At 71.3% G+C, this 24,712-nt stretch carries 24 protein-coding genes; 1 reads left to right on the top strand and 23 read right to left on the bottom strand.

Annotated elements, in window-relative coordinates; translation table 11 throughout:
• Positions 1-81: 81 nt before the first annotated feature.
• From metK to pyrR, 13 genes are all read right to left on the bottom strand, one after another.
• Entirely contained in the window at positions 82-1,290 is a 1,209-nt protein-coding gene (gene metK / locus GGE06_RS32800) for a methionine adenosyltransferase (protein ID WP_116162027.1), read from the bottom strand.
• Between the two features lie 288 nt (positions 1,291-1,578).
• Positions 1,579-2,805: a bifunctional phosphopantothenoylcysteine decarboxylase/phosphopantothenate--cysteine ligase CoaBC gene (gene coaBC / locus GGE06_RS32795; protein ID WP_184932499.1), complete on the bottom strand. Its 1,227-nt coding sequence runs from the start codon at positions 2,803-2,805 to the stop codon at positions 1,579-1,581.
• 117 nt (positions 2,806-2,922) lie between these two features.
• Positions 2,923-3,195, bottom strand: a complete 273-nt coding sequence (gene rpoZ, locus GGE06_RS32790) for a DNA-directed RNA polymerase subunit omega (RefSeq protein ID WP_005319902.1) — start codon at positions 3,193-3,195, stop codon at positions 2,923-2,925.
• 28 nt (positions 3,196-3,223) lie between these two features.
• Entirely contained in the window at positions 3,224-3,787 is a 564-nt protein-coding gene (gene gmk, locus GGE06_RS32785) for a guanylate kinase (protein ID WP_116162025.1), read from the bottom strand.
• Between the two features lie 73 nt (positions 3,788-3,860).
• Positions 3,861-4,184 carry an integration host factor gene (locus GGE06_RS32780; RefSeq protein ID WP_030204477.1) on the bottom strand — a complete coding sequence of 108 codons (324 nt, stop codon included), beginning with the start codon at positions 4,182-4,184 and terminating at the stop codon, positions 3,861-3,863.
• 297 nt (positions 4,185-4,481) lie between these two features.
• Complete coding sequence (gene pyrF / locus GGE06_RS32775) at positions 4,482-5,318, bottom strand: orotidine-5'-phosphate decarboxylase (RefSeq protein ID WP_116162024.1); 837 nt, start codon at positions 5,316-5,318, stop codon at positions 4,482-4,484.
• A complete protein-coding gene (locus GGE06_RS32770; RefSeq protein WP_116162023.1) occupies positions 5,315-6,424 on the bottom strand; it encodes a quinone-dependent dihydroorotate dehydrogenase in 1,110 nt (369 codons plus the stop codon). The genes pyrF and GGE06_RS32770 overlap by 4 nt, the downstream gene beginning before the upstream one ends.
• Positions 6,425-6,495: 71 nt before the next feature.
• Positions 6,496-9,804, bottom strand: a complete 3,309-nt coding sequence (carB, locus tag GGE06_RS32765) for a carbamoyl-phosphate synthase large subunit (protein WP_184932498.1) — start codon at positions 9,802-9,804, stop codon at positions 6,496-6,498.
• Positions 9,797-10,939 (bottom strand): glutamine-hydrolyzing carbamoyl-phosphate synthase small subunit, encoded by a 1,143-nt coding sequence (gene carA / locus GGE06_RS32760; protein ID WP_116162021.1) that lies wholly within the window; start codon positions 10,937-10,939, stop codon positions 9,797-9,799. The genes carB and carA overlap by 8 nt, the downstream gene beginning before the upstream one ends.
• Entirely contained in the window at positions 10,936-11,517 is a 582-nt protein-coding gene (locus GGE06_RS32755; RefSeq protein ID WP_116162020.1) for a PH-like domain-containing protein, read from the bottom strand. The genes carA and GGE06_RS32755 overlap by 4 nt, the downstream gene beginning before the upstream one ends.
• Complete coding sequence (locus tag GGE06_RS32750; protein WP_116162019.1) at positions 11,514-12,800, bottom strand: dihydroorotase; 1,287 nt, start codon at positions 12,798-12,800, stop codon at positions 11,514-11,516. The genes GGE06_RS32755 and GGE06_RS32750 overlap by 4 nt, the downstream gene beginning before the upstream one ends.
• 2 nt (positions 12,801-12,802) lie before the next feature.
• On the bottom strand, positions 12,803-13,780 hold the full coding sequence (locus GGE06_RS32745; RefSeq protein WP_116162018.1) for an aspartate carbamoyltransferase catalytic subunit: 978 nt from the start codon (positions 13,778-13,780) through the stop codon (positions 12,803-12,805).
• 84 nt (positions 13,781-13,864) lie between these two features.
• Positions 13,865-14,434: a bifunctional pyr operon transcriptional regulator/uracil phosphoribosyltransferase PyrR gene (gene pyrR / locus GGE06_RS32740; RefSeq protein WP_116162017.1), complete on the bottom strand. Its 570-nt coding sequence runs from the start codon at positions 14,432-14,434 to the stop codon at positions 13,865-13,867.
• Positions 14,435-14,679: 245 nt separating this feature from the next.
• Between pyrR and bldD the strand changes: the two genes are divergently transcribed.
• Complete coding sequence (bldD, locus tag GGE06_RS32735; RefSeq protein ID WP_017242229.1) at positions 14,680-15,180, top strand: transcriptional regulator BldD; 501 nt, start codon at positions 14,680-14,682, stop codon at positions 15,178-15,180.
• A gap of 154 nt (positions 15,181-15,334) precedes the next feature.
• Here the strand turns inward: bldD and nusB are convergent, their stop codons facing one another.
• The 10 genes from nusB to mltG all read right to left on the bottom strand — a co-directional run bounded on the left by nusB (position 15,335) and on the right by mltG (position 24,660).
• Positions 15,335-15,772: a transcription antitermination factor NusB gene (nusB, locus tag GGE06_RS32730; RefSeq protein ID WP_116162016.1), complete on the bottom strand. Its 438-nt coding sequence runs from the start codon at positions 15,770-15,772 to the stop codon at positions 15,335-15,337.
• Positions 15,773-15,774: 2 nt separating this feature from the next.
• Complete coding sequence (gene efp / locus GGE06_RS32725; protein WP_116162015.1) at positions 15,775-16,341, bottom strand: elongation factor P; 567 nt, start codon at positions 16,339-16,341, stop codon at positions 15,775-15,777.
• Positions 16,342-16,390: 49 nt separating this feature from the next.
• Positions 16,391-17,503 carry an aminopeptidase P family protein gene (locus tag GGE06_RS32720; RefSeq protein ID WP_184932497.1) on the bottom strand — a complete coding sequence of 371 codons (1,113 nt, stop codon included), beginning with the start codon at positions 17,501-17,503 and terminating at the stop codon, positions 16,391-16,393.
• Between the two features lie 60 nt (positions 17,504-17,563).
• The gene (locus GGE06_RS32715) at positions 17,564-18,550 is read right to left on the bottom strand and encodes an AAA family ATPase (protein WP_116162013.1); all 987 of its coding nucleotides are present in this window, start codon (positions 18,548-18,550) and stop codon (positions 17,564-17,566) included.
• Positions 18,551-18,671: 121 nt separating this feature from the next.
• The gene (aroQ, locus tag GGE06_RS32710) at positions 18,672-19,127 is read right to left on the bottom strand and encodes a type II 3-dehydroquinate dehydratase (protein WP_116162012.1); all 456 of its coding nucleotides are present in this window, start codon (positions 19,125-19,127) and stop codon (positions 18,672-18,674) included.
• Positions 19,124-20,221, bottom strand: a complete 1,098-nt coding sequence (aroB, locus tag GGE06_RS32705; RefSeq protein WP_184932496.1) for a 3-dehydroquinate synthase — start codon at positions 20,219-20,221, stop codon at positions 19,124-19,126. Before aroB ends, aroQ begins: the two co-directional genes overlap by 4 nt.
• Complete coding sequence (locus tag GGE06_RS32700) at positions 20,218-20,736, bottom strand: shikimate kinase (protein WP_116162010.1); 519 nt, start codon at positions 20,734-20,736, stop codon at positions 20,218-20,220. Before GGE06_RS32700 ends, aroB begins: the two co-directional genes overlap by 4 nt.
• Entirely contained in the window at positions 20,733-21,917 is a 1,185-nt protein-coding gene (gene aroC / locus GGE06_RS32695) for a chorismate synthase (RefSeq protein ID WP_184932495.1), read from the bottom strand. Before aroC ends, GGE06_RS32700 begins: the two co-directional genes overlap by 4 nt.
• A gap of 143 nt (positions 21,918-22,060) precedes the next feature.
• Complete coding sequence (locus GGE06_RS32690; protein ID WP_184932494.1) at positions 22,061-22,888, bottom strand: shikimate dehydrogenase; 828 nt, start codon at positions 22,886-22,888, stop codon at positions 22,061-22,063.
• Positions 22,888-24,660: an endolytic transglycosylase MltG gene (mltG, locus tag GGE06_RS32685; protein WP_184932493.1), complete on the bottom strand. Its 1,773-nt coding sequence runs from the start codon at positions 24,658-24,660 to the stop codon at positions 22,888-22,890. The genes GGE06_RS32690 and mltG overlap by 1 nt, the downstream gene beginning before the upstream one ends.
• Positions 24,661-24,712: the final 52 nt, after the last annotated feature.

Raw genomic sequence — 24,712 nt, 5'->3', positions numbered from 1 at the left:
CAGACGCCACCGACAGCCGGACATGCCCGGAGCCCGGCACCCCCGCTGGGGGTACCGGGCTCCGTGGGTGTCCGGGTGGGACTACAGGCCGGCGGCCTGCTTCAGGGCGTCCACGCGGTCCGTGCGCTCCCAGGTGAAGTCCGGCAGCTCGCGGCCGAAGTGGCCGTAGGCGGCGGTCTGGGAGTAGATCGGGCGGAGCAGGTCGAGGTCGCGGATGATCGCGGCCGGGCGGAGGTCGAAGACCTCGCCGATGGCGTGCTCGATCTTCTCGGTCTCGACGGTGTTGGTGCCGAAGGTCTCGACGAAGAGGCCGACGGGCTCGGCCTTGCCGATCGCGTAGGCGACCTGGACCTCGCAGCGCGAGGCGAGGCCCGCGGCGACGACGTTCTTCGCGACCCAGCGCATGGCGTAGGCGGCGGAGCGGTCGACCTTGGACGGGTCCTTGCCGGAGAAGGCGCCGCCACCGTGGCGGGCCATGCCGCCGTAGGTGTCGATGATGATCTTGCGACCGGTGAGGCCGGCGTCGCCCATCGGGCCGCCGATCTCGAAGCGGCCGGTCGGGTTCACGAGCAGGCGGTAGCCGTCGGTGTCGAGCTTGATGCCGTCCTCGACGAGCTGCTTGAGCACGTGCTCGACGACGAACTCGCGGATGTCGGGCGCGAGCAGCGACTCGAGGTCGATGTCCGAGGCGTGCTGCGAGGAGACGACGACCGTGTCGAGGCGGACGGCCTTGTCGCCGTCGTACTCGATGGTGACCTGGGTCTTGCCGTCGGGACGCAGGTACGGGATGGTCCCGTTCTTGCGGACCTCGGTGAGGCGGCGGGAGAGCCGGTGCGCGATGTGGATCGGCAGCGGCATCAGCTCGGGGGTCTCGTCCGACGCGTAGCCGAACATCAGGCCCTGGTCGCCGGCGCCCTGCTTGTCGAGCTCGTCCTCGTCGCCCTCGACCCGCTTCTCGTACGCGGTGTCCACGCCCTGGGCGATGTCCGGGGACTGGGATCCGATGGACACCGACACGCCGCAGGAGGCGCCGTCGAAGCCCTTCTTCGAGGAGTCGTAACCGATCTCGAGGATCTTGTTCCGGACGAGGGTCGGGATGTCCGCCCACGCCTTGGTGGTCACCTCACCGGCGACGTGCACCAGACCGGTGGTGATCAGCGTCTCGACGGCGACGCGCGAGGTGGGGTCCTCGCGCAGCAGCGCGTCGAGAATGGTGTCGCTGATCTGGTCAGCGATCTTGTCGGGGTGGCCCTCGGTGACGGACTCCGAGGTGAACAGACGACGGGACACAACGCTCCCTGGGGTTGCAGCGGCTGCTGGCTACTCGTGACGCGGACCGGCAGGGGGCTGCGCCCCGCGACGTTCCACGAACAGTCTATCGGTCGTGGTCGGACAATGGACCAGGTGTCTCGCCTGGCGAATGCCGGTGAGACGGCGGAACCGCCTGCCGGCAGGGCAGACCTGCCCAGCCGGGTGGGGCGCAAATCACTCGTCAGGCGGTGTTTCGCGCCTCCCCGGACGGCGGATCGCGCCCCCGGAGGCGGCACCGGTGTCCGCCGCGGAGGCGGACCTGATGCGTCAGGTCGAGGGGCGCAGCCGCGGCAGGACCAGGTCCCAGACCGTCTCGGCGAGCGCTTCCTTCGGCCCGTACGGTACGGGGGTCTCGGCACCGTCCGAGGCGAGGACGACGGCCTCGTTCTCCTCGGAGCCGAAGGTCTTCCGCTCCCCCACCTCGTTGACGACGAGGAGGTCGCAGCCCTTGCGGGCGAGCTTGGCGCGCCCGTTGGCGAGGACGTCGTCGGTCTCGGCGGCGAAGCCCACGACGACCTGGCCGGGCAGGGCGCGGTCGGCGGAGAGCTCGGCGAGGATGTCGGGGTTGCGCACGAGCTCGATGGTCGGCGCGCCGCCGTCGTCCTTCTTCTTGATCTTCCCGGGGGCGTAGACGGCCGGGCGGAAGTCGGCGACGGCTGCGGCCATCACGACCGCGTCGGCGTCGGCGGCGGCCTTGAGGACGGCCTCGCGGAGCTGGACGGCGGTGCCGACGCGGACCACGTCGACTCCGGCGGGGTCGGCGATGCCGGTGTTCGCCTCGACGAGGGTGACGCGGGCGCCGCGGGCGGCGGCCGCCTTCGCGAGGGCGTAGCCCTGCTTCCCGGAGGAGCGGTTGCCGAGGTAGCGGACGGGGTCGAGGGGCTCGCGGGTGCCGCCCGCGCTGACCACGACATGGCGCCCGGCGAGGTCGGGGGTGGTGACGCCGCGGGCGAGACTGTGCCGATTCAAAACGCGGCGGCATACCTCGAAGATCTCGGCCGGGTCCGGAAGCCGGCCCTTGCCGGTGTCGACGCCGGTGAGGCGGCCGACGGCGGGCTCGATGACGACGGCGCCGCGGCGGCGCAGGGTCGCCACGTTCTCCTGGGTCGCCGGGTGCTCCCACATCTCGGTGTGCATGGCGGGGGCGAAGACGACCGGACAGCGCGCGGTGAGCAGCGTGTTGGTGAGCAGGTCGTCGGCGAGGCCGTGGGCCGCCTTGGCGAGCATGTCGGCGGTGGCGGGGGCGACGACGACGAGGTCGGCGCCCTGGCCGATCCGCACGTGCGGGACCTCGTGGACGGACTCCCACACCTCGGTGGAGACGGGGTTGCCGGAGAGCGCGGACCAGGTGGCGGCGCCGACGAAGTGGAGGGCGGAGTCGGTGGGCACGACCCGGACGTCGTGGCCGGACTCGGTGAGCCGGCGCAGCAGCTCGCACGCCTTGTAGGCGGCGATGCCGCCGCTGACGCCCAGGACCACCTTCGGCTTGGTCACGACTGTCACTGCTCCCCTGGTCTTCCGGAGGCTCGGATGCGTACGACTCCATGAGACACCACAGGCCCGGCGGATGTTCCGCCGGGCCTGTGGTGACGAGCGTTACACGCTCAATGCTTACTGCGCGGGGCCCTCGATGGCCTCGGACGTCAGCAGACCCGCGTTGATCTCGCGCAGGGCGATCGAGAGCGGCTTCTCGTGGACGTGGGTGTCGACCAGCGGACCCACGTACTCCAGCAGGCCCTCGCCGAGCTGGGAGTAGTACGCGTTGATCTGACGCGCGCGCTTGGCCGCGTAGATCACGAGGCTGTACTTCGAGTCCGTGGCCTCGAGCAGCTCGTCGATCGGCGGGTTGATGATGCCCTCGGGCGCGGTGATGGAAGAGGACACGCTCTACCTTCCGAAGATGGAAAAAAGATCAGACAACGTGCATCAACGTTAGCAGCTCGCGTGCGACGTCCTCGACGGAGGTGTTGACGAGGGTGGTGTCGAACTCCGACTCGGCGGCCAGCTCGACCTTCGCGGCCTCCAGGCGGCGCGTGATGACCTCGGGCGACTCGGTGCCGCGGCCGGTGAGCCGGCGGACCAGCTCCTCCCAGCTCGGCGGGGCCAGGAAGACCAGCTGGGACTCGGCCATGGAGTCCTTCACCTGACGGGCGCCCTGGAGGTCGATCTCCAGGAGCACGGGCTCGCCGGAGTCGAGCCGCTCCAGGACGGCTCCGCGCGGGGTGCCGTAGCGGTTGCCCGCGAACTCGGCCCACTCCAGGAGCTCACCGTTGGCGATCAGCTTGTCGAACTCGTCGTCCGTGACGAAGAAGTAGTGGACGCCGTGCTTCTCGCCGGGGCGGGGCTTCCGTGTCGTCGCCGACACCGAGAGCCAGACCTCGGGGTGGACCTTGCGCATATGAGCGACGACCGTGCTCTTGCCGACCCCTGAGGGGCCGGAGAGCACGGTCAGCCGCGGACGTACCTCTGCTGCCATGCAGCGATTATTCCAGCTTCACCGGCGTGCCCGGGACGCGTGTCCCGGATCGGCGGCCGGACCGGCCGCCGGTTCAGGCGCCGGTGCTGCCGAACTCGCGCTCCAGGGAAGCGATCTGGTTGGAGCCGAGACCACGGACACGACGGCTCTCGGAGATGCCGAGGCGCTCCATGATCTGCTTGGCACGGACCTTGCCGACGCCGGGCAGGGACTCAAGGAGGGCGGAGACCTTCATCTTGCCGATGACGTCGTTCTCCTGGCCGGTCTTGATGACCTCGTGCAGGGAGGCGCCGGAGTGCTTGAGTCGATTCTTGACCTCGGCCCGCTCCCGGCGAGCCGCGGCGGCCTTTTCGAGCGCGGCTGCGCGCTGTTCAGGGGTAAGGGGCGGAAGAGCCACGCCTACGTCACCTCGGATGTCGATCTGTCGGATACGGACCGGTGAGGAACCTGGACGCCCCACACCAGTGGAGCAACGATCAACGGTGTGGTCGTTGAACGCCTGCTCTGCCCCGGAGACTAGCGGCCGAGGCCGCTCCAGTCAGCGAGAACAGAGGAAAAGTCCTGGTCAGCATCGACCGACCAGGACTTTTCCGGCATACCGCCCCTGTTTTGAGCCAAGATTTCGTCAAGTGGTGAGACAGCTCACCATCCGGCGGCCCTGCCTCTCCGACCTGCGGATTGTCCGGGAGACCCGTCAGCCGGCGACGGCCGCGCGGATCTCGTCCGCGTAGCGGTGCGCGGAGTCCCGCAGGGCGGCCACGTCCGGGCCGTTGCGCAGGACGCCGCGGCTGACGTTCGGGACGACGTTGCGGACCGCGGCGCCGAAGACGGCCGGGAGGTCGGCGGGGGTCGCGCCCTGGGCGCCGATGCCGGGGGCGAGGAGCGGCCCGTTGATGTCCAGGTCGAAGGAGGACAGGTCGCCGAGGGTGGCGCCGACGACCGCGCCGAAGGAGCCCATCGGGGTCTCCCCCGCGTTCTCCTCGGCGAGGTGGGCGAGCATGGTCGCGCCGATGGTGCGGCCGTCCTCGCGGACCGCGCGCTGGACCTCCGCGCCCTCCGGGTTGGAGGTGAGGGCCAGCACGAAGAGGCCGGCGCCGGACTCGCGGGCCAGGTCGACGGCCGGCTTCAGGGCGCCGTAGCCGAGGTACGGGGAGACCGTCAGGGCGTCGGAGAAGAGCGGGGAGTCCTTGCGCAGGAAGGTCTCCGCGTACGCGGCCATGGTGGAGCCGATGTCGCCGCGCTTGGCGTCCATGACGACCAGGCCGCCCGCCGCGCGCAGGTCGGCGGTGGCGCGCTCCAGGACGGCGATGCCGCGCGAGCCGAAGCGCTCGAAGAAGGCGGACTGCGGCTTGAAGACGGCCACGGTCTCGGCGAGGGCCTCGACGACGGTGAAGGTGAAGCGCTCCAGACCGGCGATGTCGTCGGTCAGGCCCCAGGAGTCGAGCAGGGCGGCGTGCGGGTCGATGCCCACGCAGAGCGGACCGCGCTCGTCCATGGCGGTGCGGAGGCGGGTGCCGAAGGAGAGAGTCACGAGGTGGCCTTTCGGTTGTCGGCGCCGACGGCCTCGGCGAGGGTGGCGTACGGGGAGGCCGCGAGGCGCGCGGCGAGGCCCTTGTGGATCGCGCGGGCGTAGAACGGGCCCTCGTAGATGAAGGCGCTGTAGCCCTGGACGAGGGTGGCGCCGGCGAGGATGCGCTGCCAGGCGTCCTCGGCGTTCTCGACGCCGCCGACGCCCACCAGGACCAGCCGGTCGCCCACGCGCGCGTGGAGGCGGCGCAGGACGGCGAGGGAGCGCTCCTTGACGGGCGCGCCGGACAGGCCGCCGGTCTCCTTGATGAGCTCGGGGTCGGACTTCAGGCCGAGGCCCTCGCGCGCGATGGTGGTGTTGGTGGCGATGATGCCGTCGAGGCCGAGCTCCAGGGCGAGGTCGGCGACCGCGTCGACGTCCTCGTCGGCCAGGTCGGGGGCGATCTTGACCAGGAGGGGGACCCGGCGGCCGGTGACCGTGCGGTCGGCGGCCTCGCGGACGGCCGTGAGGAGCGGGCGCAGGGACTCGGTGGCCTGGAGGTTGCGCAGGCCCGGGGTGTTCGGGGAGGAGACGTTGACGACGAGGTAGTCGGCGTGCGCGGCGAGGCGCTCGGTGGACTTCACGTAGTCGGCGGCGGCCTCGGCCTCGGGGACGACCTTGGTCTTGCCGATGTTGACCCCGACGACCGTCTTGAAGACGGGGTTGCGGGTGGCCAGGCGCTCGGCGACGGCGGCGGAGCCCTCGTTGTTGAAGCCCATGCGGTTGATCAGGGCGCGGTCCGGGACGAGCCGGAAGAGGCGCTTCTTGGGGTTGCCGGGCTGGGCCTCGCCGGTGACGGTGCCGATCTCGACGTGGTCGAAGCCGAGCATCGACATGCCGTCGATGGCGACGGCGTTCTTGTCGAAGCCGGCGGCGAGCCCGAAGGGGCCGTGCATCCGGAGGCCGAGGGCCTCGGTGCGCAGCTCCTTGTACCGGGGCGCGAGGACGGCGGCGACGAAGGTGCGCAGGACCGGGATCCGGGCGGCGAGGCGGATCCAGCGGAAGGCCGTGTAGTGGGCCTGCTCGGGGTCCATGCGCTTGAAGACCAGGTTGAAGAAGAACTTGTACATGCTGGTGGCTCCAGGTCATGACGAGGGGGACACCGCGGTCCTGCCGGTGTCCCCCTCCTCGTACGGGCTTGCTAGTCGCGGGCCGCGATCAGGTGCTCCGCGTGCTCCTGGAGCGAGCGGACGCCCACGCCGCCGTGGTTCAGCGCGTCGATGCCCTGGACGGCCGCGGCGAGCGCCTGGACCGTGGTGAGGCAGGGGACGCTGCGCGCCACCGCGGCCGTACGGATCTCGTAGCCGTCGAGGCGGCCGCCGGTGCCGTACGGGGTGTTGACGATCAGGTCGACCTGGCCGTCGTGGATGAGCTGGACGATGGTCTTCTCGCCGTTCGGGCCTTCGCCCTCGCTGAGCTTGCGGACGACCGTGGCGTTGATGCCGTTGCGCTTGAGGACCTCGGCGGTGCCGGAGGTGGCGAGCAGCTCGAAGCCGTGGGCGACGAGCTCGCGGGCCGGGAAGATCATCGAGCGCTTGTCGCGGTTGGCGACCGAGATGAACGCGCGGCCCTTGGTGGGCAGCGGGCCGTAGGCGCCGGCCTGCGACTTGGCGTAGGCCGTGCCGAAGACCGCGTCGATGCCCATGACCTCGCCGGTGGAGCGCATCTCCGGGCCGAGGACGGTGTCGACGCCGCGGCCGTGCACGTCGCGGAAGCGCGACCACGGCATCACGGCCTCCTTGACGGAGATCGGCGCGTCGAGCGGCAGGGTGCCGCCGTCGCCGGTCTTCGGCAGCAGGCCCTCGGCGCGCAGCTCGGCGATGGTGGCGCCCAGCGAGATGCGGGCGGCGGCCTTCGCGAGCGGCACGGCGGTCGCCTTCGAGGTGAAGGGGACCGTCCGGGAGGCGCGCGGGTTGGCCTCCAGGACGTAGAGGATGTCGCCGGCCATGGCGAACTGGATGTTGATCAGGCCGCGGACGCCGACGCCCTTGGCGATGGCCTCGGTGGAGGCGCGCAGGCGCTTGATGTCGAAGCCGCCGAGGGTGATCGGGGGCAGGGCGCAGGCCGAGTCGCCGGAGTGGATGCCGGCTTCCTCGATGTGCTCCATGACGCCGCCGAGGTAGAGCTCGGTGCCGTCGTAGAGCGCGTCGACGTCGATCTCGATGGCGTCGTCGAGGAAGCGGTCGACCAGGACCGGCCGGGTGGGGCTGATCTCGGTGGACTCGGCGATGTACGACTCCAGGCGGGCCTCGTCGTACACGATCTCCATGCCGCGGCCGCCGAGCACGTACGACGGGCGTACGAGGACGGGGTAGCCGATCTCGTCGGCGATGGCCTTGGCGCCGGCGAAGGTGGTCGCGGTGCCGTGCTTCGGCGCGGGGAGACCGGCCTCGGCGAGGACGCGGCCGAAGGCGCCGCGGTCCTCGGCGGCGTGGATGGCCTCCGGGGAGGTGCCGACGACCGGCACGCCGTTGTCCTTGAGCGCCTGGGCGAGGCCCAGCGGGGTCTGGCCGCCGAGCTGGACGACGACACCGGCGACGGGCCCGGCGAGGGTCTCGGCGTGGACGATCTCCAGCACGTCCTCGAGCGTGAGCGGCTCGAAGTACAGGCGGTCGGAGGTGTCGTAGTCCGTCGAGACGGTCTCCGGGTTGCAGTTGACCATCACGGTCTCGTAGCCGGCGTCGCTCAGGGCGAAGGAGGCGTGGACGCAGGAGTAGTCGAACTCGATGCCCTGGCCGATGCGGTTCGGGCCGGAGCCCAGGATGATCACCGCGGGCTTCTCGCGCGGGGCGACCTCGGTCTCCTCGTCGTAGGACGAGTAGAAGTACGGGGTCTTGGCGGCGAACTCGGCGGCGCAGGTGTCGACCGTCTTGTAGACCGGGCGGACGCCGAGGGCGTGCCGGACCTCGCGGACGACGTCCTCGCGCAGGTCCCGGATCTCGGCGATCTGGGCGTCGGAGAAGCCGTGGCGCTTGGCCTCGGCGAGCAGCTCGGGGTCGAGCTTCTCGGCGGCGGCCAGGTCGTCGGCGATCTCCTTGATCAGGAAGAGCTGGTCGACGAACCACGGGTCGATCTTCGTGGCGTCGAAGACCTCCTGCGGGGTGGCGCCGGCGCGGATGGCCTGCATGACCGTGTTGATGCGGCCGTCGGTCGGACGGACCGCCTCGCGGAGGAGTTCGGCCTTGTCGCCGGGCTCTCCGGTGAAGGAGAACTGCGAGCCCTTCTTCTCCAGGGAGCGCAGGGCCTTCTGGAGCGCCTCGGTGAAGTTGCGGCCGATGGCCATGGCCTCGCCGACCGACTTCATCGTGGTGGTGAGGGTGGAGTCGGCCTGCGGGAACTTCTCGAAGGCGAAGCGCGGGGCCTTGACGACGACGTAGTCGAGCGTGGGCTCGAAGGACGCCGGGGTCTTCTCCGTGATGTCGTTCGGGATCTCGTCCAGCGTGTAGCCGACGGCGAGACGGGCCGCGATCTTGGCGATCGGGAAGCCGGTCGCCTTGGAGGCGAGCGCGGAGGAGCGGGAGACGCGCGGGTTCATCTCGATGACGATGATCCGGCCGTCGTCCGGGTTGACCGCGAACTGGATGTTGCAGCCGCCGGTGTCGACGCCGACCTCGCGGATGATCGCGATGCCGATGTCGCGGAGGCGCTGGTACTCGCGGTCGGTGAGCGTCATCGCCGGGGCGACGGTGATCGAGTCACCGGTGTGGACACCCATCGGGTCGAAGTTCTCGATGGAGCAGACGACCACGACGTTGTCGTGCTTGTCGCGCATGAGCTCCAGCTCGTACTCCTTCCAGCCGAGGATGGACTCCTCCAGGAGCACCTCGGTGGTCGGGGAGAGCGTGAGGCCCTGGCCGGCGATGCGGCGCAGCTCTTCCTCGTCGTGGGCGAAGCCGGAGCCGGCGCCGCCCATGGTGAAGGAGGGGCGGACGACGACGGGGTAGCCGCCGAGCTCGTCGACGCCCTTGAGGACGTCGTCCATGGAGTGGCAGATGACGGAGCGGGCGGACTCGCCGTACCCGATCTTGGCCTTGACGGCCTCGACGACGCCCTTGAAGAGGTCGCGGTCCTCGCCCTTGTTGATCGCCTCGACGTTGGCGCCGATGAGCTCGACGCCGTACTTCTCGAGCACGCCCTGCTCGTGCATGGAGATCGCGGTGTTGAGCGCGGTCTGGCCGCCGAGGGTGGGCAGGAGCGCGTCGGGGCGCTCCTTGGCGATGATCTTCTCGACGAACTCGGGGGTGATCGGCTCGACGTACGTGGCGTCGGCGATCTCCGGGTCGGTCATGATCGTGGCCGGGTTGGAGTTGACCAGGATCACCCGCAGGCCCTCGGCCTTGAGGATGCGGCAGGCCTGGGTGCCGGAGTAGTCGAACTCGGCGGCCTGGCCGATGACGATCGGGCCGGAGCCGATGACCAGGACGGACTGGATATCGGTGCGCTTAGGCACGCTCGGCCTCCATCAGAGAAACGAAGCGGTCGAAGAGGTACGCGGCGTCGTGCGGGCCCGCGGCCGCCTCGGGGTGGTACTGGACGGAGAAGGCCGGCTGGTCGAGCAGCTGGAGGCCTTCGACGACCTGGTCGTTCAGGCAGACGTGGGAGACCTCGGCACGCCCGTAGGGGGTGTCGGAGACCTTGTCGAGGGGCGCGTCGACGGCGAAGCCGTGGTTGTGCGCGGTGACCTCGACCTTGCCGGTGGTGCGGTCCTGGACCGGCTGGTTGATGCCCCGGTGGCCGTACTTCAGCTTGTAGGTGCCGAAGCCGAGCGCGCGGCCGAGGATCTGGTTGCCGAAGCAGATGCCGAAGAGCGGCGTCTTGCGCTCCAGGACGGCCTGCATGACGGCGACGGGGCCGTCGGCGGTGGACGGGTCGCCCGGGCCGTTGGAGAAGAACACGCCGTCGGGCTCGACGGCGTAGATGTCCTCGGCGGTGGCGGTGGCGGGGAGGACGTGGACCTCGATGCCGCGCTCGGCCATCCGGTGCGGGGTCATGCCCTTGATGCCGAGGTCGACGGCGGCGACGGTGAACTTCTTCTCGCCGATCGCGGGGACGACGTACGTCTCCTTGGTGGCGACCTCGGCGGAGAGGTCGGCGCCCTTCATCTCGGGCTGCTGGCGGACCTCGGCGAGCATGGTGCCCTCGTCGGGGAGCGCGCTGCCGGAGAAGATGCCGACGCGCATGGCGCCGCTCTCGCGCAGGTGGCGGGTGAGGGCGCGGGTGTCGATGCCCTGGATGCCGACGACGCCCTGGTTGCGCAGCTCCTCGTCGAGGGAGCGCTGCGAGCGCCAGTTGGAGGAGACGCGGGCGGGGTCGCGGACGACGTAGCCGGAGACCCAGATCTGCGCGGACTCGGGGTCCTCGTCGTTGACGCCGGTGTTGCCGACGTGGGGGGCCGTCATGACCACGACCTGCCGGTGGTAGGACGGGTCGGTGAGGGTCTCCTGGTAGCCGGTCATGCCGGTGGAGAACACGGCCTCGCCGAAGGTCTCCCCCACGGCCCCGTAGGCGCGGCCGCGGAAGATGCGGCCGTCCTCCAGGACGAGTACGGCGGGAGTCTTGGCGGCTCCCCTGGTGGAGGTCGTCATCGTGCGATGCCTTCCGTCGTGGTGGATACGGCGTTCATGGAGTTGATGGCCTCGACCCAGGCCGTGTGCTCGGCCGCCCGGTCGGAGCGGAAGCCGGAGTCGAGCTGCTTGCCGCCGTGCTCCCAGGTGACGATCAGGAGCCCGCCCTCGGTGAGGACCTTGCCGGCGATGCCCTTGTCGAGGCGGGCCTCGCGCAGCGCGGCGGCCGGCACGAAGAAGTCGTTCGCCCCGGGGCGGACGACCTCGATGCCGGCGTCGGTGAGCGTGAGCTCGACGCGGCTGCGGGTGCCGAGGCCGTGGGCGACGATCCGGTCGAGCCACTGCCCGGCGGTCGTGGACCCGTGGTAGCGCCCGCTGAGAGTCAGTTTCGCCTCACCGGTGGACTCCGGCGCGGTGGGGAGCTCCGGGAGGTCGGACTGGAGGCTGCCGCGCCACTTCCATCCCTGGCGCATGAGCCAGTACACGAAGACGACGAAGAGCAGCAGTCCTGCGACCCAGCCGAGCCGCCCGGCCCAGTCGGTCACCTCCGCCGACTTCTGCTCGGCTGCCTCTGCGGCGATTGCGATGAGTGGTGTCACGCCAGCTTCCCGTCCACGACCGTTGCCCGGCCCCGCAGGAAGGTGTGGGTGACGCGTCCCGGCAGCTCACGGCCCTCGTAGGGGGTGTTGCGGCTGCGGGAGGCGAAGTCCGCGGGGTCCACGACACCACGGTAAGCCGGATCGACCAGCGTCAGGTTCGCGGGCTCACCTGCCGAGACGGGGCGTCCGTGGCCCTTCGCCCGTCCGATGCGGGCGGGCGCGAAGGACATCCGGTCGGCGACGCCGGCCCAGTCGAGGAGGCCGGTCTCGACCATCGTCTGCTGGACGACGGAGAGGGCGGTCTCCAGGCCGACCATGCCCATGGCGGCCGCGGCCCACTCGCAGTCCTTGTCCTCGTGCGGGTGCGGGGCGTGGTCGGTGGCGACGATGTCGATCGTGCCGTCGGCCAGCGCCTCGCGCAGGGCGAGGACGTCCTTCTCGGTGCGCAGCGGCGGGTTGACCTTGTAGACCGGGTCGTACGAGCGGACCAGCTCGTCCGTGAGGAGGAGGTGGTGCGGGGTGACCTCGGCGGTGACGTCGATGCCGCGGGACTTGGCCCAGCGGACGATCTCGACGGAGCCGGCGGTGGAGAGGTGGCAGATGTGGACGCGGGAGCCGACGTGCTCGGCGAGGAGGACGTCGCGGGCGATGATCGACTCCTCGGCGACGGCGGGCCAGCCGCCCAGGCCGAGCTCGGCGGAGACGACGCCCTCGTTCATCTGGGCGCCCTCGGTGAGGCGGGGCTCCTGGGCGTGCTGGGCGACGACGCCGCCGAAGGCCTTCACGTACTCCAGGGCGCGGCGCATGATCACGGCGTCGTCGACGCACTTGCCGTCGTCGGAGAAGACGGTGACGCCGGCGGCGGAGTCGTGCATGGCGCCGAGCTCGGCGAGCTTCTTGCCCTCGAGGCCGACGGTGACGGCGCCGATGGGCTGGACGTCGCAGTAGCCGTGCTCCCGGCCGAGGCGGTAGACCTGCTCGACGACGCCGGCGGTGTCGGCGACCGGGTGGGTGTTGGCCATGGCGAAGACCGCGGTGTAGCCGCCGGAGGCGGCGGCGCGGGTGCCGGTGAGGACGGTCTCGGAGTCCTCGCGGCCGGGCTCGCGCAGGTGGGTGTGGAGGTCGACCAGGCCGGGCAGCAGGATCTGGCCGTCGGCCTCGACGACGGTGGCGCCCTCGGCGGACAGGCCCGTGCCGACCTCGGCGATGGTCTCGCCGTTGATGAGGACGTCCTGGACGTCGCCGCCGAGGACCTTCGCACCGCGGATAAGGATCTTGCTCATGGTTACTTGTTCTCCTCGGTACGGGCGGGGGTGGCGGAGTCGTTGCCGCCGAGCAGCAGGTAGAGGACGGCCATCCGGATGGAGACGCCGTTGGCGACCTGCTCGACGACCGTGCAGCGGTCGGAGTCGGCGACCTCGGCGGTGATCTCCATGCCGCGGACCATCGGGCCGGGGTGCATGACGATGGCGTGCTCGGGCATCTTCGCCATCCGCTCGCCGTCGAGCCCGTAGCGGCGCGAGTACTCGCGCTCGGTCGGGAAGAAGGCGGCGTTCATCCGCTCGCGCTGCACACGCAGCATCATCACCGCGTCGGACTTCGGCAGCACGCTGTCGAGGTCGTACGAGATGTCGCAGGGCCAGGTCTCGACGCCGACGGGGACCAGGGTGGGCGGGGCCACCAGGGTGACCTCGGCGCCGAGGGTGTGCAGCAGGTCGACGTTCGAGCGGGCGACCCGGCTGTGCAGGACGTCACCCACGAGGGTGATGCGCTTGCCCGCGAGGTCCTGGCCGAGCCCGGCGTCGCGGCCGACGAGGCGGCGGCGCATGGTGAAGGCGTCCAGGAGGGCCTGGGTGGGGTGCTGGTGGGTGCCGTCGCCGGCGTTGATGACGGGGGCGTCGATCCACCCGGAGGTGGCGAGCCGGTACGGCGCGCCGGAGGCGCTGTGCCGGATGACGACCGCGTCGACGCCCATGGCCTCCAGGGTCTGCGCGGTGTCCTTGAGGGACTCGCCCTTGGAGACGCTGGAGCCCTTGGCCGCGAAGTTGATCACGTCGGCGGAGAGGCGCTTCTCGGCGGCCTCGAAGGAGATCCGGGTCCGGGTGGAGTCCTCGAAGAAGAGGTTGCAGACGGTCCGGCCGCGCAGGGTCGGCAGCTTCTTGATGGGCCGGTCGGCCACCCGGGCCATCTCCTCGGCGGTGTCGAGGATCTGGACGGCGTCGTCGCGGGTGAGGTCGGCGGCCGAGATGAGGTGACGCATCATCGGGTTTTCGCTCCGTGGTGGGAGGGTGAGGGCATGCGGGTGCGCAGGGCTGTGCCCCGGGACCCGTCGGGGGTGCCGGTCCGGTTAGGAGGAGGCGGGCTTGCCGCCGAGCAGGACGGTGTCGCGACCGTCTTCCTCGGCGAGCAGGACCTTGACCGTCTCCCGCAGCGACGTGGGGAGGTTCTTGCCGACGTAGTCGGCGCGGATCGGAAGTTCGCGGTGGCCGCGGTCGACGAGGACCGCGAGCTGGACGGCGCGCGGGCGGCCGATGTCGCCGAGGGCGTCGAGGGCGGCGCGGATGGTGCGGCCGGAGAAGAGGACGTCGTCGACGAGGACGACGAGGCGGCCGTCGATGCCGTCACCGGGGATCTCGGTGCGGCCGATGGCGCGGGCGGGCTTCAGCCTCAGGTCGTCCCGGTACATGGTGATGTCGAGGGAACCGACCGGGATCTTGGAGCCGGTGATCGATTCGAGCTTCTCGGCGAGCCGGCGGGCGAGGAAGACGCCGCGGGTGGGGATGCCGAGGAGGACCACGTCGTCGGCGCCCTTGGCGCGCTCGACGATCTCGTGGGCGATGCGGGTCAGGACCCGCGCGATGTCAGGGGCCTCGAGAACGGGCCGCGCTTCGTCGCCGTACTGCTGCTGAGTGTCCATGGAAAACGGACCTCCTTCTCCGCCTCACGGGACGGCTCTTAAAGGACGTCGGATTTGCGCCGTTCACTCTACCAGGGGTGGGAGGCCCGGTCCCGCGCACCCCTGCCGCCCCTCCGGGCGCCGTCCCCCGGGAGGAGGCGGTACGGACCATTCGGCTTGACGGGTAGGTGTAACGCTGCGTAACCTCACAGTGAGTTACCAGCCGCGCGGCGCAGCCGCATGTCGTCACAGCGTCCGGGAGCGTTATGTCCAGCGAATACGCAAAGCAGCTCGGGGCCAAACTCCGTGCCATCCGCACCCAGCAGGGTCTCTCCCTCCACGGGGTGGAGGAGAAGTCCCAGGGCCGCTGGAAGGCGGTCGTGGTCGGCTCGTACGAGCGCGGAGACCGCGCGGTGACCGTGCAGCGTCTTGCCGAGCTGGCCGATTTCTACGGCGTGCCGGTGCAGGAGCTCCTGCCGGGCACGACCCCGGGCGGGGCCGCCGAGCCGCCGCCGAAGCTGGTCCTGGACCTGGAGCGCCTGGCCCACGTCCCGCAGGAGAAGGCGGGCCCGCTCCAGCGCTACGCGGCGACGATCCAGTCGCAGCGCGGCGACTACAACGGCAAGGTGCTGTCGATCCGCCAGGACGACCTGCGCACCCTCGCCGTCATCTACGACCAGTCCCCCTCGGTCCTCACCGAGCAGCTGATCAGCTGGGGCGTCCTGGACGCGGACGCGCGCCGCGCGGTCGCCCACGAGGACAACTGACCCCTTACGAGGGCACAGCAGAAACGTACCGCCGGGCCCGTGGCCGTCATCCGACGACCACGGGCCCGGCTTCTTTCTTCCCCGGACGAGCCGGCGGTACGCGAAGGGGCCCGCAGCACTCGGTGCTGCGGGCCCCTTCGCGTACCGTACGGGACTAGACGTCCGCGTCCCGGCGCAGGCGCGGCTTCAAGTCCTTGAAGCGCCCCAGAAGGCCGTTGACGAAGGCCGGGGACTCGTCCGTGGAGAACTCCTTGGCGAGCTGCACCGACTCGTCGATCGCGACCGCGTCGGGCGTGCCGTCCTCCCAGATCAGCTCGTACGCACCGAGGCGCACGATGTTCCGGTCGGCGACGGGCATCCGGTCGAGGGTCCAGTCCACCGAGTAGGTCTCGATGAGCTCGTCGATCCGCGCCACGTGGGCGGCGTATCCCTCGACCAACTGCATGGTGAAGTCGTTCACCGGCGGCTGACGGTCGTCCGACCGCGCGAGCCGGACCTGGTCCGCGAGAACCTCCTGGACGGAGGCACCGCGCTGGTCCGCCTCGAAGAGGATCTGGAAGGCCCGCTTGCGGGCCTTGCTGCGAGCAGCCACGGTTACTTGTTCACCCGGCCGAGGTAGTCGCTGGTGCGGGTGTCGACCTTGATCTTCTCACCGGTGGTGATGAAGAGCGGGACCTGGATCTCGTGGCCGGTCTCCAGCGTCGCCGGCTTGGTGCCGCCGGTGGAGCGGTCGCCCTGGACGCCCGGGTCGGTGTGCTGGATGGTCAGCTCGACGGCGGCGGGGAGCTCGACGTAGAGCACCTCGCCCTCGTGCTGCGCGACGGAGGCGGTGAAGCCCTCGATGAGGAAATTGGCGGTGTCGCCGACGGCCGCGCGGGAAACGTGCAGCTGGTCGTAGGTCTCCATGTCCATGAAGACGAAGTAGTCGCCGTCCATGTAGGAGAACTGCATGTCGCGGCGGTCGATGGTGGCCGTGTCGACCTTCACGCCCGCGTTGAAGGTCTTGTCGACGACCTTGCCGGACAGCACGTTCTTGAGCTTGGTGCGCACGAAGGCCGGGCCCTTGCCGGGCTTGACGTGCTGGAACTCGACGACGGACCAGAGCTGGCCCCCGTCGAGCTTGAGCACCATGCCGTTCTTGAGGTCGTTCGTGGAAGCCACGGTTGCGGAATCTCCTGGACTGACGTGGGACCGAGGAGGCGTACGCGCCTCACAGCGCGAGCAGCTCCTTGGTCGTGATGGTGAGTAGCTCGGGTCCGCCGTCCGCCTCCTGGCGCACGACGAGCGTGTCATCGATCCGGACCCCGCCCCGGCCCGGGAGGTGGACCCCCGGTTCGACGGTGACCGGCACGCAAGCGTCCAGTTTACCCATGGCCGAAGGTGAGAGCTGCGGGTCCTCGTCGATTTCGAGCCCCACCCCGTGCCCGGTGAGGGGCACGGCGGCCTCCGCGTGCCCCGCGGCGTCCAGGATCTGACGGGCCGCCCGGTCCACGTCGCGGTACTCGGCGCCGGGTGCGAGGGACTCCCGTCCGGCCCGCTGAGCGGCGAAGACGAGCTCGTACAGCTCGATCTGCCAGTCGGCGGGGGTGGTGCCGATGACGAAGGTGCGGCCGATCTCGCACCGGTAGCCGCGGTAGTCGGCGCCGAGGCAGACGGTGAGGAAATCACCCTCCTCGACCCGGCGGTCGGTGGGCCGGTGCCCGCGGCGCCCGGAGTGCGGGCCGGTCCCGACGGAGGTGGGGAAGGCGGCCCCGTCGGCGCCGTGGTCGACGAGCCGCCGCTCCAGCTCCAGGGCGAGGTGGCGCTCGGTCCGCCCGACGAGGATCGACTCCAGGAGCTCGCCGAGGGCCTGGTCGGCGATCTCCGCCGCGATCCGCAGGCAGGCGATCTCGTCCTCGTCCTTGACGATCCTGAGCTGTTCCACGGCGCAGGCGAGGTCGGCGAGGCGCAGTGCGGGGGCGACGGAGCCCATCGCCCGGTGCCGGGCGACCGTCAGGTGGTGCTCCTCGACGGCGAGCGCGTCGGCGCCCGCGCGGCGGGCGAGGTCGACGGCGGCGACCGCCGGATCACCTCCTCCGGCGGGCAGGACCTGCTGCCGGAGCAGCTCGTCGAGTCGTCCGTCGGCCGGCTCGCCGCCGGGCGGGACGGGGCAGAGCAGCACGTCCGACTCCGGTTCCGGCCCGACGAGCAGGACGGAGTCGGGCGGTGAACCACCCGCGAGATAGCGGACGTTGGCGGGGCGGGAGACCAGGGCCGCCGGGCTGCCCGCGGCCGCGCACCGGTCGCGCAGCCGCACACGGCGGTCCGCATACACCTCTGACATGCTCCGAGCGTACGAGCGCCGCGCCGCGACGGCCTGTTCAGGGCGGCCGTCCGGGCGGGGTCACCAGGTGGGCGGGCTCGCGATCGCGCGGGCGAGGACGTCGTCGAGGACGCGCGCGGTGGTCTCCACGTCGTACGTGGAGTTGTCGATGATCGGCAGGCCCGAGCCGTACCAGCCGGCCATCCGGCCGTGGATGGCGGCGACCTCCTCGTCCGACAGGCGCCGGTTGCCGCTGCGCTCGGCGTTGCGCTCCAGGACGATCTCCAGGCCGGGCAGCAGCACGACGGGCAGCAGACCGGGGCCGACGTGCCGCTTCCAGCCACCGAGTCCGACGACGGGCCGGTCCGGGAAGACGGCGTCGTCGACGATGCAGGAGATGCCGTTGGCGAGGAAGTTGCGCGCGGCGAAGCCGCAGGTGCGGCGGGCGAGCCGGTACTGCGCCTCGGAGTGCTCGTTCCAGCCGGACTGCGGGTCGGCGAAGCCGGAGCAGACCCACTCGCGGACGTCGTCGAGGCTGATGTGCGCGGTGGGCACGCGGCGGCGCTGCGCCCAGTGCCGCGCGACGGTCGTCTTGCCCGCGCCCGCGGGGCCGATGAGCAGGACGGCGAGGGTGGCCGCACCGGTCCCGGCGCCGAGCTCCGCGGGCGGCGCGAGCGGCGCGCTCACGGGCGGCAGCGGCACGTGCCCGGTCATGTCCCCGCGCGGCGGCGCGGAGGAGGGGTGCTGCGGGGGTGCGGCGGGGTGCTGGTGCTGGGGTATGCCTCCCGGCGCGCCCCAGCCCGGCCCGGGCCCGGAGGGCGGCGGGGCGTGCGGGGGCCGGGGAGCACCGGCCTGGACCGTCGGGTGCACACCGAGCCGGGGTCCGGACGGCGGCGCGGGGTACGGGGTGCCGGGCGGCAGCGGCGGAGGAACGGGCACCTGCCCGCCGACCTCTCCCCCGCCTGCCGCGGACGTCGGTACGGAACCGGGCGCGGGGCCCGGGCCGGGGCCGGGTGCCCGGCCCGGCTGCTCGGGCGGTGGCAGCGGACCCCCCACTGCGTGCTGCATCCGGTGCCACTCCCACTCGTGCGCCTGCTGGATCCCCGGACAGGTGTGTCCGGGGACGCCGGAACGTTACCGCCCCGGCCCCCCACAGGGGGAACGGCCGGGGACGCCTCCTGGTGCCCTGTCAGTCGGTGAGTTCCTCGGCGAGCGCCCGCAGCGCCAGCCGGTAGGAACCGATCCCGAACCCGGCGACCGTGCCGGTCGCCACGGCCGCGATGACCGAGGTGTGCCGGAACTCCTCACGGGCGTACGGGTTCGAGATGTGCACCTCGATCAGCGGGGCGGTCCGCTGGGCGGCGGCGTCGCGCATTCCGTACGAGTAGTGGGTGAAGGCGCCGGGGTTGATCACCACGGGGACCGAGCGGTCCGCGGCCTCGTGCAGCCAGCGGATCATCTCGCCCTCGTCGTTGGTCTCCCGCACCTCGACGTCGAAGCCGAGCTCCGCGCCGAGGGTCCGGCAGGACTCGACGAGCCCCTTGTAGGAGGTGGCGCCGTAGATGTCGGGCTCGCGGGAGCCGAGGCGGCCCAGGTTCGGGCCGTTCAGCACGAGGACCGGGCGGCCCGGAAGCGCCTCGCTCACGCCGACACCTCCCCGTACGCCGCGATCAGGACGGCCGGGTCGGGGCCCTCCAGGACGGTCGGCTTGCCGAGCCCGTCGAGCACGATGAAGCGCAGCAGGTCGCCGCGGGACTTCTTGTCGACCCGCATGGTCTCCAGGAGCTTGGGCCACTGGTCGCCGCGGTAGGTGAGCGGCAGGCCGACGGACTCCAGGATGGCCCGGTGCCGGTCGGCGGTGGCGTCGTCGAGGCGACCGGCGAGGCGGCCGAGCTCGGCGGCGAAGACCATGCCGACGGAGACGGCGGCACCGTGGCGCCACTTGTACCGCTCGTTCTTCTCGATGGCGTGGGCGAGGGTGTGGCCGTAGTTGAGGATCTCCCGGCGGCCGGACTCCTTGAGGTCGCCGGAGACGACCTCCGCCTTGACCTTGATCGAGCGGACGAGCAGCTCGGCGGTGTGCGGCCCGGCGGGGGTGCGGGCGGCCTGCGGGTCCTCCTCGATGAGGTCGAGGATCACCGGGTCGACGATGAAGCCGGCCTTGATGATCTCCGCGAGACCGCTGACGTAGTCGTGCACGGGCAGCGAGTCGAGCGCCGCGAGGTCGCAGAGGACGCCGGCGGGCGGGTGGAAGGCGCCGACGAGGTTCTTGCCCTCGGCGGTGTTGATGCCCGTCTTGCCGCCGACGGCCGCGTCGACCATGGCCAGGACAGTGGTCGGCACGGCGATCCAGCGCACGCCCCGCAGCCAGGTCGCGGCGACGAAGCCGGCGAGGTCGGTGGTGGCACCGCCTCCGACGCCGACGACGACGTCGCTGCGGGTGAAGCCGGTCTGTCCGAGCGCCTTCCAGCAGTAGGCGGCGACCTCGGCGGTCTTCGCCTCCTCGGCGTTCGGCACCTGGATGGCGACGGCCTCGTAGCCCTGCTCGGCGAGGTCGGCGCGGAGCGCCTCGCCGGTGTCGGCGAGCGCCTCCGGGTGGATCACGGCGACCCGCTTGGCCTGGGTGCCGATCAGCGCGGGGAGCTCGCCGAGGAGCTGCCGGCCGACCAGTACCTCGTACGGATCGGTGCCCGCGGAACCGCCGACCTGGATACGGGTGACCTGGTCCTGGTCCGTCATACGTCCTTCAACTCCAGAGCGTCGAGGACCGCCTGGGCGACCTCTTCGGGGGTGCGGTCGTCCGTGGCGACGACGGCGCGTGCGACTTCTTCGTACAGGTGGCGGCGCGCCTCCATCAGCTCGCGCCACTGGCGGCGCGGGTTGACGGCGAGGAGCGGCCGGGCGGTGTTGAGTCCGACCCGCCGTACGGCCTCGTCGACGTCCATGGAGAGGTACGCGACGGGCAGCCCGGCGAGCAGGGCGCGGGTCCCGGCGTCGAGGATCGCGCCGCCGCCGAGGGCGAGGACGCCCTCGTGCTCGGCGACGGCCGTGGCGACCGCGGCCCGCTCCAGGGCGCGGAAGTGCTCCTCGCCGTCCTCGACGAAGATGTCGGAGATCTCGCGTCCTTCGGCGGCGACGATGTCGGCGTCGGTGTCCCGGTAGGGCGCGCCGAGCCGTTCGGCCAGGAGCGCGCCCACCGTGGACTTGCCGGAGCCCATGGGGCCGACGAGGACGACCAGGGGTCCGGCGGTCACCGGATGTTCAGGTTGTCGAGGTACGACTGGACGTTGCGGCGGGTCTCGGGGACCGAGTCGCCGCCGAACTTCTCGACGACCGCGTCCGCGAGGACGAGCGCGACCATCGCCTCGGCGACGATGCCGGCGGCGGGGACGGCGCAGACGTCGGAGCGCTGGTGGTGGGCGGCAGCGGCCTCGCCGGTGGCGACGTCGATCGTGGCCAGCGCCCGCGGGACGGTCGCGATGGGCTTCATCGCGGCGCGGACGCGCAGCAGCTCACCGGTGGTCAGGCCGCCCTCGGTGCCGCCGGAGCGGCCGGAGGCGCGCTTGATGCCGTCCCCGGTGCGCACGATCTCGTCGTGGGCCTTCGAGCCGGGCACGCGGGCCAGATCGAAACCGTCACCGACCTCGACCCCCTTGATGGCCTGGATGCCCATCAGCGCGGCCGCCAGACGGGCATCGAGACGGCGGTCCCAGTGCACGTGCGAGCCGAGCCCGACGGGCACGCCGTAGGCGAGGACCTCGACCACACCACCCAGGGTGTCGCCGTCCTTGTGGGCCTGGTCGATCTCCGCGACCATCGCCTTCGACGCGTCGGCGTCCAGGCAGCGGACCGGGTCGGCGTCGAGCTTCTCGACGTCGGCGGGGGTCGGGTAGAGGCCGTAGGGAGCCTTGGCGGCCGCGAGCTCGATGACGTGGGAGACGATCTCGATGCCGGCGGCCTCCTTCAGGAAGGAGCGGGCGACGGCGCCGAGCGCGACCCGGGCCGCGGTCTCCCGGGCGGACGCGCGCTCCAGGATCGGCCGGGCCTCGTCGAAGCCGTACTTCTGCATCCCGGCCAGATCCGCGTGGCCGGGCCGCGGCCGGGTCAGGGGCGCGTTGCGACCCGTCTCCTTCAGCTCCGAGGGATCGACCGGATCGGCCGACATCACCTTCTCCCACTTCGGCCACTCGGTGTTGCCCACCATCACCGCGATCGGCGAACCCAGGGACAGCCCGTGCCGGACACCACCGAGGAAGGTGACCTCGTCCCGCTCGAACTTCATCCGGGCACCCCGCCCATAGCCGAGACGTCGCCGCGCGAGGTGGTCCGCCACCAGCTCAGTGGTGACCGGGACACCGGCGGGAAGACCCTCCAGCGTCGCGACCAGCGCGGGTCCGTGGGATTCCCCAGCGGTCAGCCAACGCAACCTGCTCAACGATGCTCCTCATGCTCGCGCCTGGGCACTGCGACGAGCGGCCGGGTGCGCGGCCCGGGCCCGCCAACCCCGATCCTCCCACGTCCGGGGGACGAACCCGCCCTCCGGTCCAGCTATCGGACGCGACTTGATCAGATTCGGACCTACCGAGCCGCCAGCGCCTGCTCCCCCGCCGCCCGCATGGCCGCGAGCGGGGCCTTGGGGACGCCCGTCATCTGCTCGACCTGGAGGACGGCCTGGTGGACGAGGAGGTCGAGGCCGCCGACGACCTTGCCGCCGTGGTCGGACCAGGCGGCGGCGAGCGCCGTCGGCCAGGGGTCGTACAGGACGTCGAAGAGCGTGCCGACGCGGTCGGGGACGGTGGTCGCGAGGGCGTTGGTGGTGCCGGCCGGGGTGGTCGCGATGACCAGCGGCGCCTCGAAGGCCTCCGCCGCGCGCTCCCAGTCGGCCGTACGGACGTCCACGCCGAGCCGCTCGCCCCAGCCGCGCATCTCCTCGGCGCGCGCATCGCTCCGTACGTACGCGGTGACGGGGCCCGCGCAGATCCGGGCGAGGGCGGCGAGCGCGGAGGAGGCGGTGGCGCCGGCGCCGAGGACGGCCGCCGACTCCACCTTCTCGACGCCCCGCTCGCGCAGGGCGGCGATCATGCCGGGGATGTCGGTGTTGTCGCCGACCCGGCGCCCGCCCTCGCGGAAGACGACGGTGTTGACGGCCTCCACGGAGGCGGCCGTGTCGCTGATCTCGTCGAGCAGCGGGATGATCGCCCGCTTGAGCGGCATGGTCAGCGAGAGCCCGGCCCAGCTGCCGTCCAGCTCGCCGACGAAGCCGGGCAGCCCGGCCTCGTCGACCTCGAAGCGGTCGTACGCCCAGTCGTCGAGCCCGAGTTCGGCGTACGCGGCCCGGTGCAGGACCGGGGACAGCGAGTGGGCGATGGGCGATCCCAGAACGGCCGCCCGGCGTGCTGTCGCCATCAGTTCTTCCTCGACTCGTTGAACTTTTCGACGAGCTTCTGGTGCTCGGCGTTGGTCTTCGTGAACTGGGAGGTCTTGCCGTCGATCGAGACGAAGTAGTACCAGCCGTCGTTCGTCGGGTTGACCACACCCTGCATCGCCTCGGCACCGGGGTTGCCGATGGGACCGGGAGGCAGGCCCTTGACGAAGTACGTGTTGTACGGGTTGTCGTACTTCCGCAGCTCTTCGAGGGTGAGGTCGATCTTGCTCTGGTTCTTGATGTAGTTGTACGTCGAGTCGAACTCGAGGCCGCCGTAGGTCTGCGGGTTCGACGGCTTGAGTCGGTTGTAGACGACCTCGGCCATCTTGCGGAAGTCGTCGTGGGACGTGCCCTCCGCCTGGACGAGGCTCGCGATCGTGACGAGCTCCCAGGGGCTGTCGACACCGAGCGTCTTCGCCTTGGCCTCGAGGTCGAACTTCCCGTATTCCTGGTTCGCGCGGCCCACCATCTTGCGCAGGACGTCCTCGGGCTTGTTGCCCTTGGCCACCGGGTAGCTCGCCGGGAAGAGGAAGCCCTCCAGCGGGTCCTTCACGTTCTTGTGGTTCTTCGCCCAGTCCGGGAGACCGAGGGTGTCCGCCTTCGCCTTTGCGATGCCCTGCGTCGTCCCGGGCGCGAGGTCCAGACGCTCGTCGAGCTTCTCGTACACCCACGCGTTCCGCTTGCCCTCGGGGATGATGAGGTTGGCCTGGCTCGCCGGGTTCAGCATCAGCGTGACCGCGCTGTCCGCCGACATCTCCTTCTTCAGCGTGTACGCGCCCGCCTGGATCGAGAGGCCCCGGGGGTTCTTCTGCTGGGCGGAGACGAAGGCGTCGACGCTCTTGACGACGCCGGCCTTCTTGAGGATGTTGCCGATCTCGTAGCCGCCGGCGTCCTTCGGGATCTCGACCTGGACGACCCCACTGCCGCCGCCCGCGTAGTCGGGCGCCGCGCCGAACTGGCCCTGCCAGAACTTGTAGCCGAAGTAGCCGATGCCGCCCACGCCGCCGACCAGGACGGCGGCGACGACCAGGCAGGCCACGCCGTTCTTGCCTTTGCGTTTCTTCGCTTTGCTCCGGCGCTCGCGGTCGTCGTCGCGGGAGCCGCGGCCGCGCCCGCGGCCCGGCTCCTCGTCGTAGTCGTCGTCCTCGTCGTCCTCACCGGTGAAGAAGGGGTGCTTCTCCTCCTCCGGCTCCGGCTCGGGGTGCGTCTCCTCCTCCGGCGCCCAGTCGACGACCGGCTCCGGCGGGTTCTGCCGACGGCCGGGCGGCTGGGGCGGCGGGTAGGCCTCGGGCGTGCCGTAGAGGTCGGGGTTCTGGCCGCCGTACGGATCGGCCGGGGGCGCGCCGTAGGCCATCGCCGCCTGGCCGCTCTCCCAGCTGCCGTCGTACTGCTGCCCGAGGTTCCCGGGCGTGTCGTAACCGCCGCCCGGGTACCCCGTCCCGTACTGCTGCTGGTACTGCTGCTGCTGTTGCTGCTGGTACTGCTCTTGCTGCTGGTACTGAGGATCGACGTACTGCTGCTGAGGCTGCTGCTGGTACTGCTGCTGTCCCTGCTGCGGCTGTCCCTGCTGCTGGTACGGGTCACCCCCGTGCCCCTGGCCGTACGGGTCCGCGTAGCCCTGGCCACCGTGGCCGTACTGGCTCGCCTGCTGCGGCTGCGGGTACTGCTGCTGGCCCTCCCACCCCTGGTCCCCGTAGAGCGGGTCCCCCGGGTGCCACGGTTCGGAGCCAGGGCCCCGGCCATACTCAGTCATCGATCCCCAAACAGCCGCGAGGCTTCCGGACGATCCGCCTCTACGTAGTGCG

The organism is Streptomyces nymphaeiformis (genome assembly GCF_014203895.1).
In the GTDB taxonomy this organism is placed as follows: Bacteria; Actinomycetota; Actinomycetes; order Streptomycetales; family Streptomycetaceae; genus Streptomyces; species Streptomyces nymphaeiformis.
The sequence above is the reverse complement of the archived record's forward strand: the minus strand, read 5'-3'. Positions and strand labels throughout refer to the sequence as shown.

Bases quoted from the DNA above. Each gene is read 5' to 3' on its own strand.
- mltG (WP_184932493.1), bottom strand. From the start codon at position 24,660: ATGACTGAGTATGGCCGGGGCCCTGGCTCCGAACCGTGGCACCCGGGG.
- bldD (WP_017242229.1), top strand. From the start codon at position 14,680: ATGTCCAGCGAATACGCAAAGCAGCTCGGGGCCAAACTCCGTGCCATC.
- GGE06_RS32715 (WP_116162013.1), bottom strand. From the start codon at position 18,550: ATGCAGCACGCAGTGGGGGGTCCGCTGCCACCGCCCGAGCAGCCGGGC.
- gmk (WP_116162025.1), bottom strand. From the start codon at position 3,787: ATGGCAGCAGAGGTACGTCCGCGGCTGACCGTGCTCTCCGGCCCCTCA.
- carA (WP_116162021.1), bottom strand. From the start codon at position 10,939: ATGACGACCTCCACCAGGGGAGCCGCCAAGACTCCCGCCGTACTCGTC.
- aroB (WP_184932496.1), bottom strand. From the start codon at position 20,221: ATGACGGACCAGGACCAGGTCACCCGTATCCAGGTCGGCGGTTCCGCG.
- GGE06_RS32690 (WP_184932494.1), bottom strand. From the start codon at position 22,888: ATGGCGACAGCACGCCGGGCGGCCGTTCTGGGATCGCCCATCGCCCAC.
- pyrR (WP_116162017.1), bottom strand. From the start codon at position 14,434: ATGGACACTCAGCAGCAGTACGGCGACGAAGCGCGGCCCGTTCTCGAG.
- GGE06_RS32750 (WP_116162019.1), bottom strand. From the start codon at position 12,800: ATGAGCAAGATCCTTATCCGCGGTGCGAAGGTCCTCGGCGGCGACGTC.
- GGE06_RS32745 (WP_116162018.1), bottom strand. From the start codon at position 13,780: ATGATGCGTCACCTCATCTCGGCCGCCGACCTCACCCGCGACGACGCC.
- GGE06_RS32720 (WP_184932497.1), bottom strand. From the start codon at position 17,503: ATGTCAGAGGTGTATGCGGACCGCCGTGTGCGGCTGCGCGACCGGTGC.
- GGE06_RS32770 (WP_116162023.1), bottom strand. From the start codon at position 6,424: ATGTACAAGTTCTTCTTCAACCTGGTCTTCAAGCGCATGGACCCCGAG.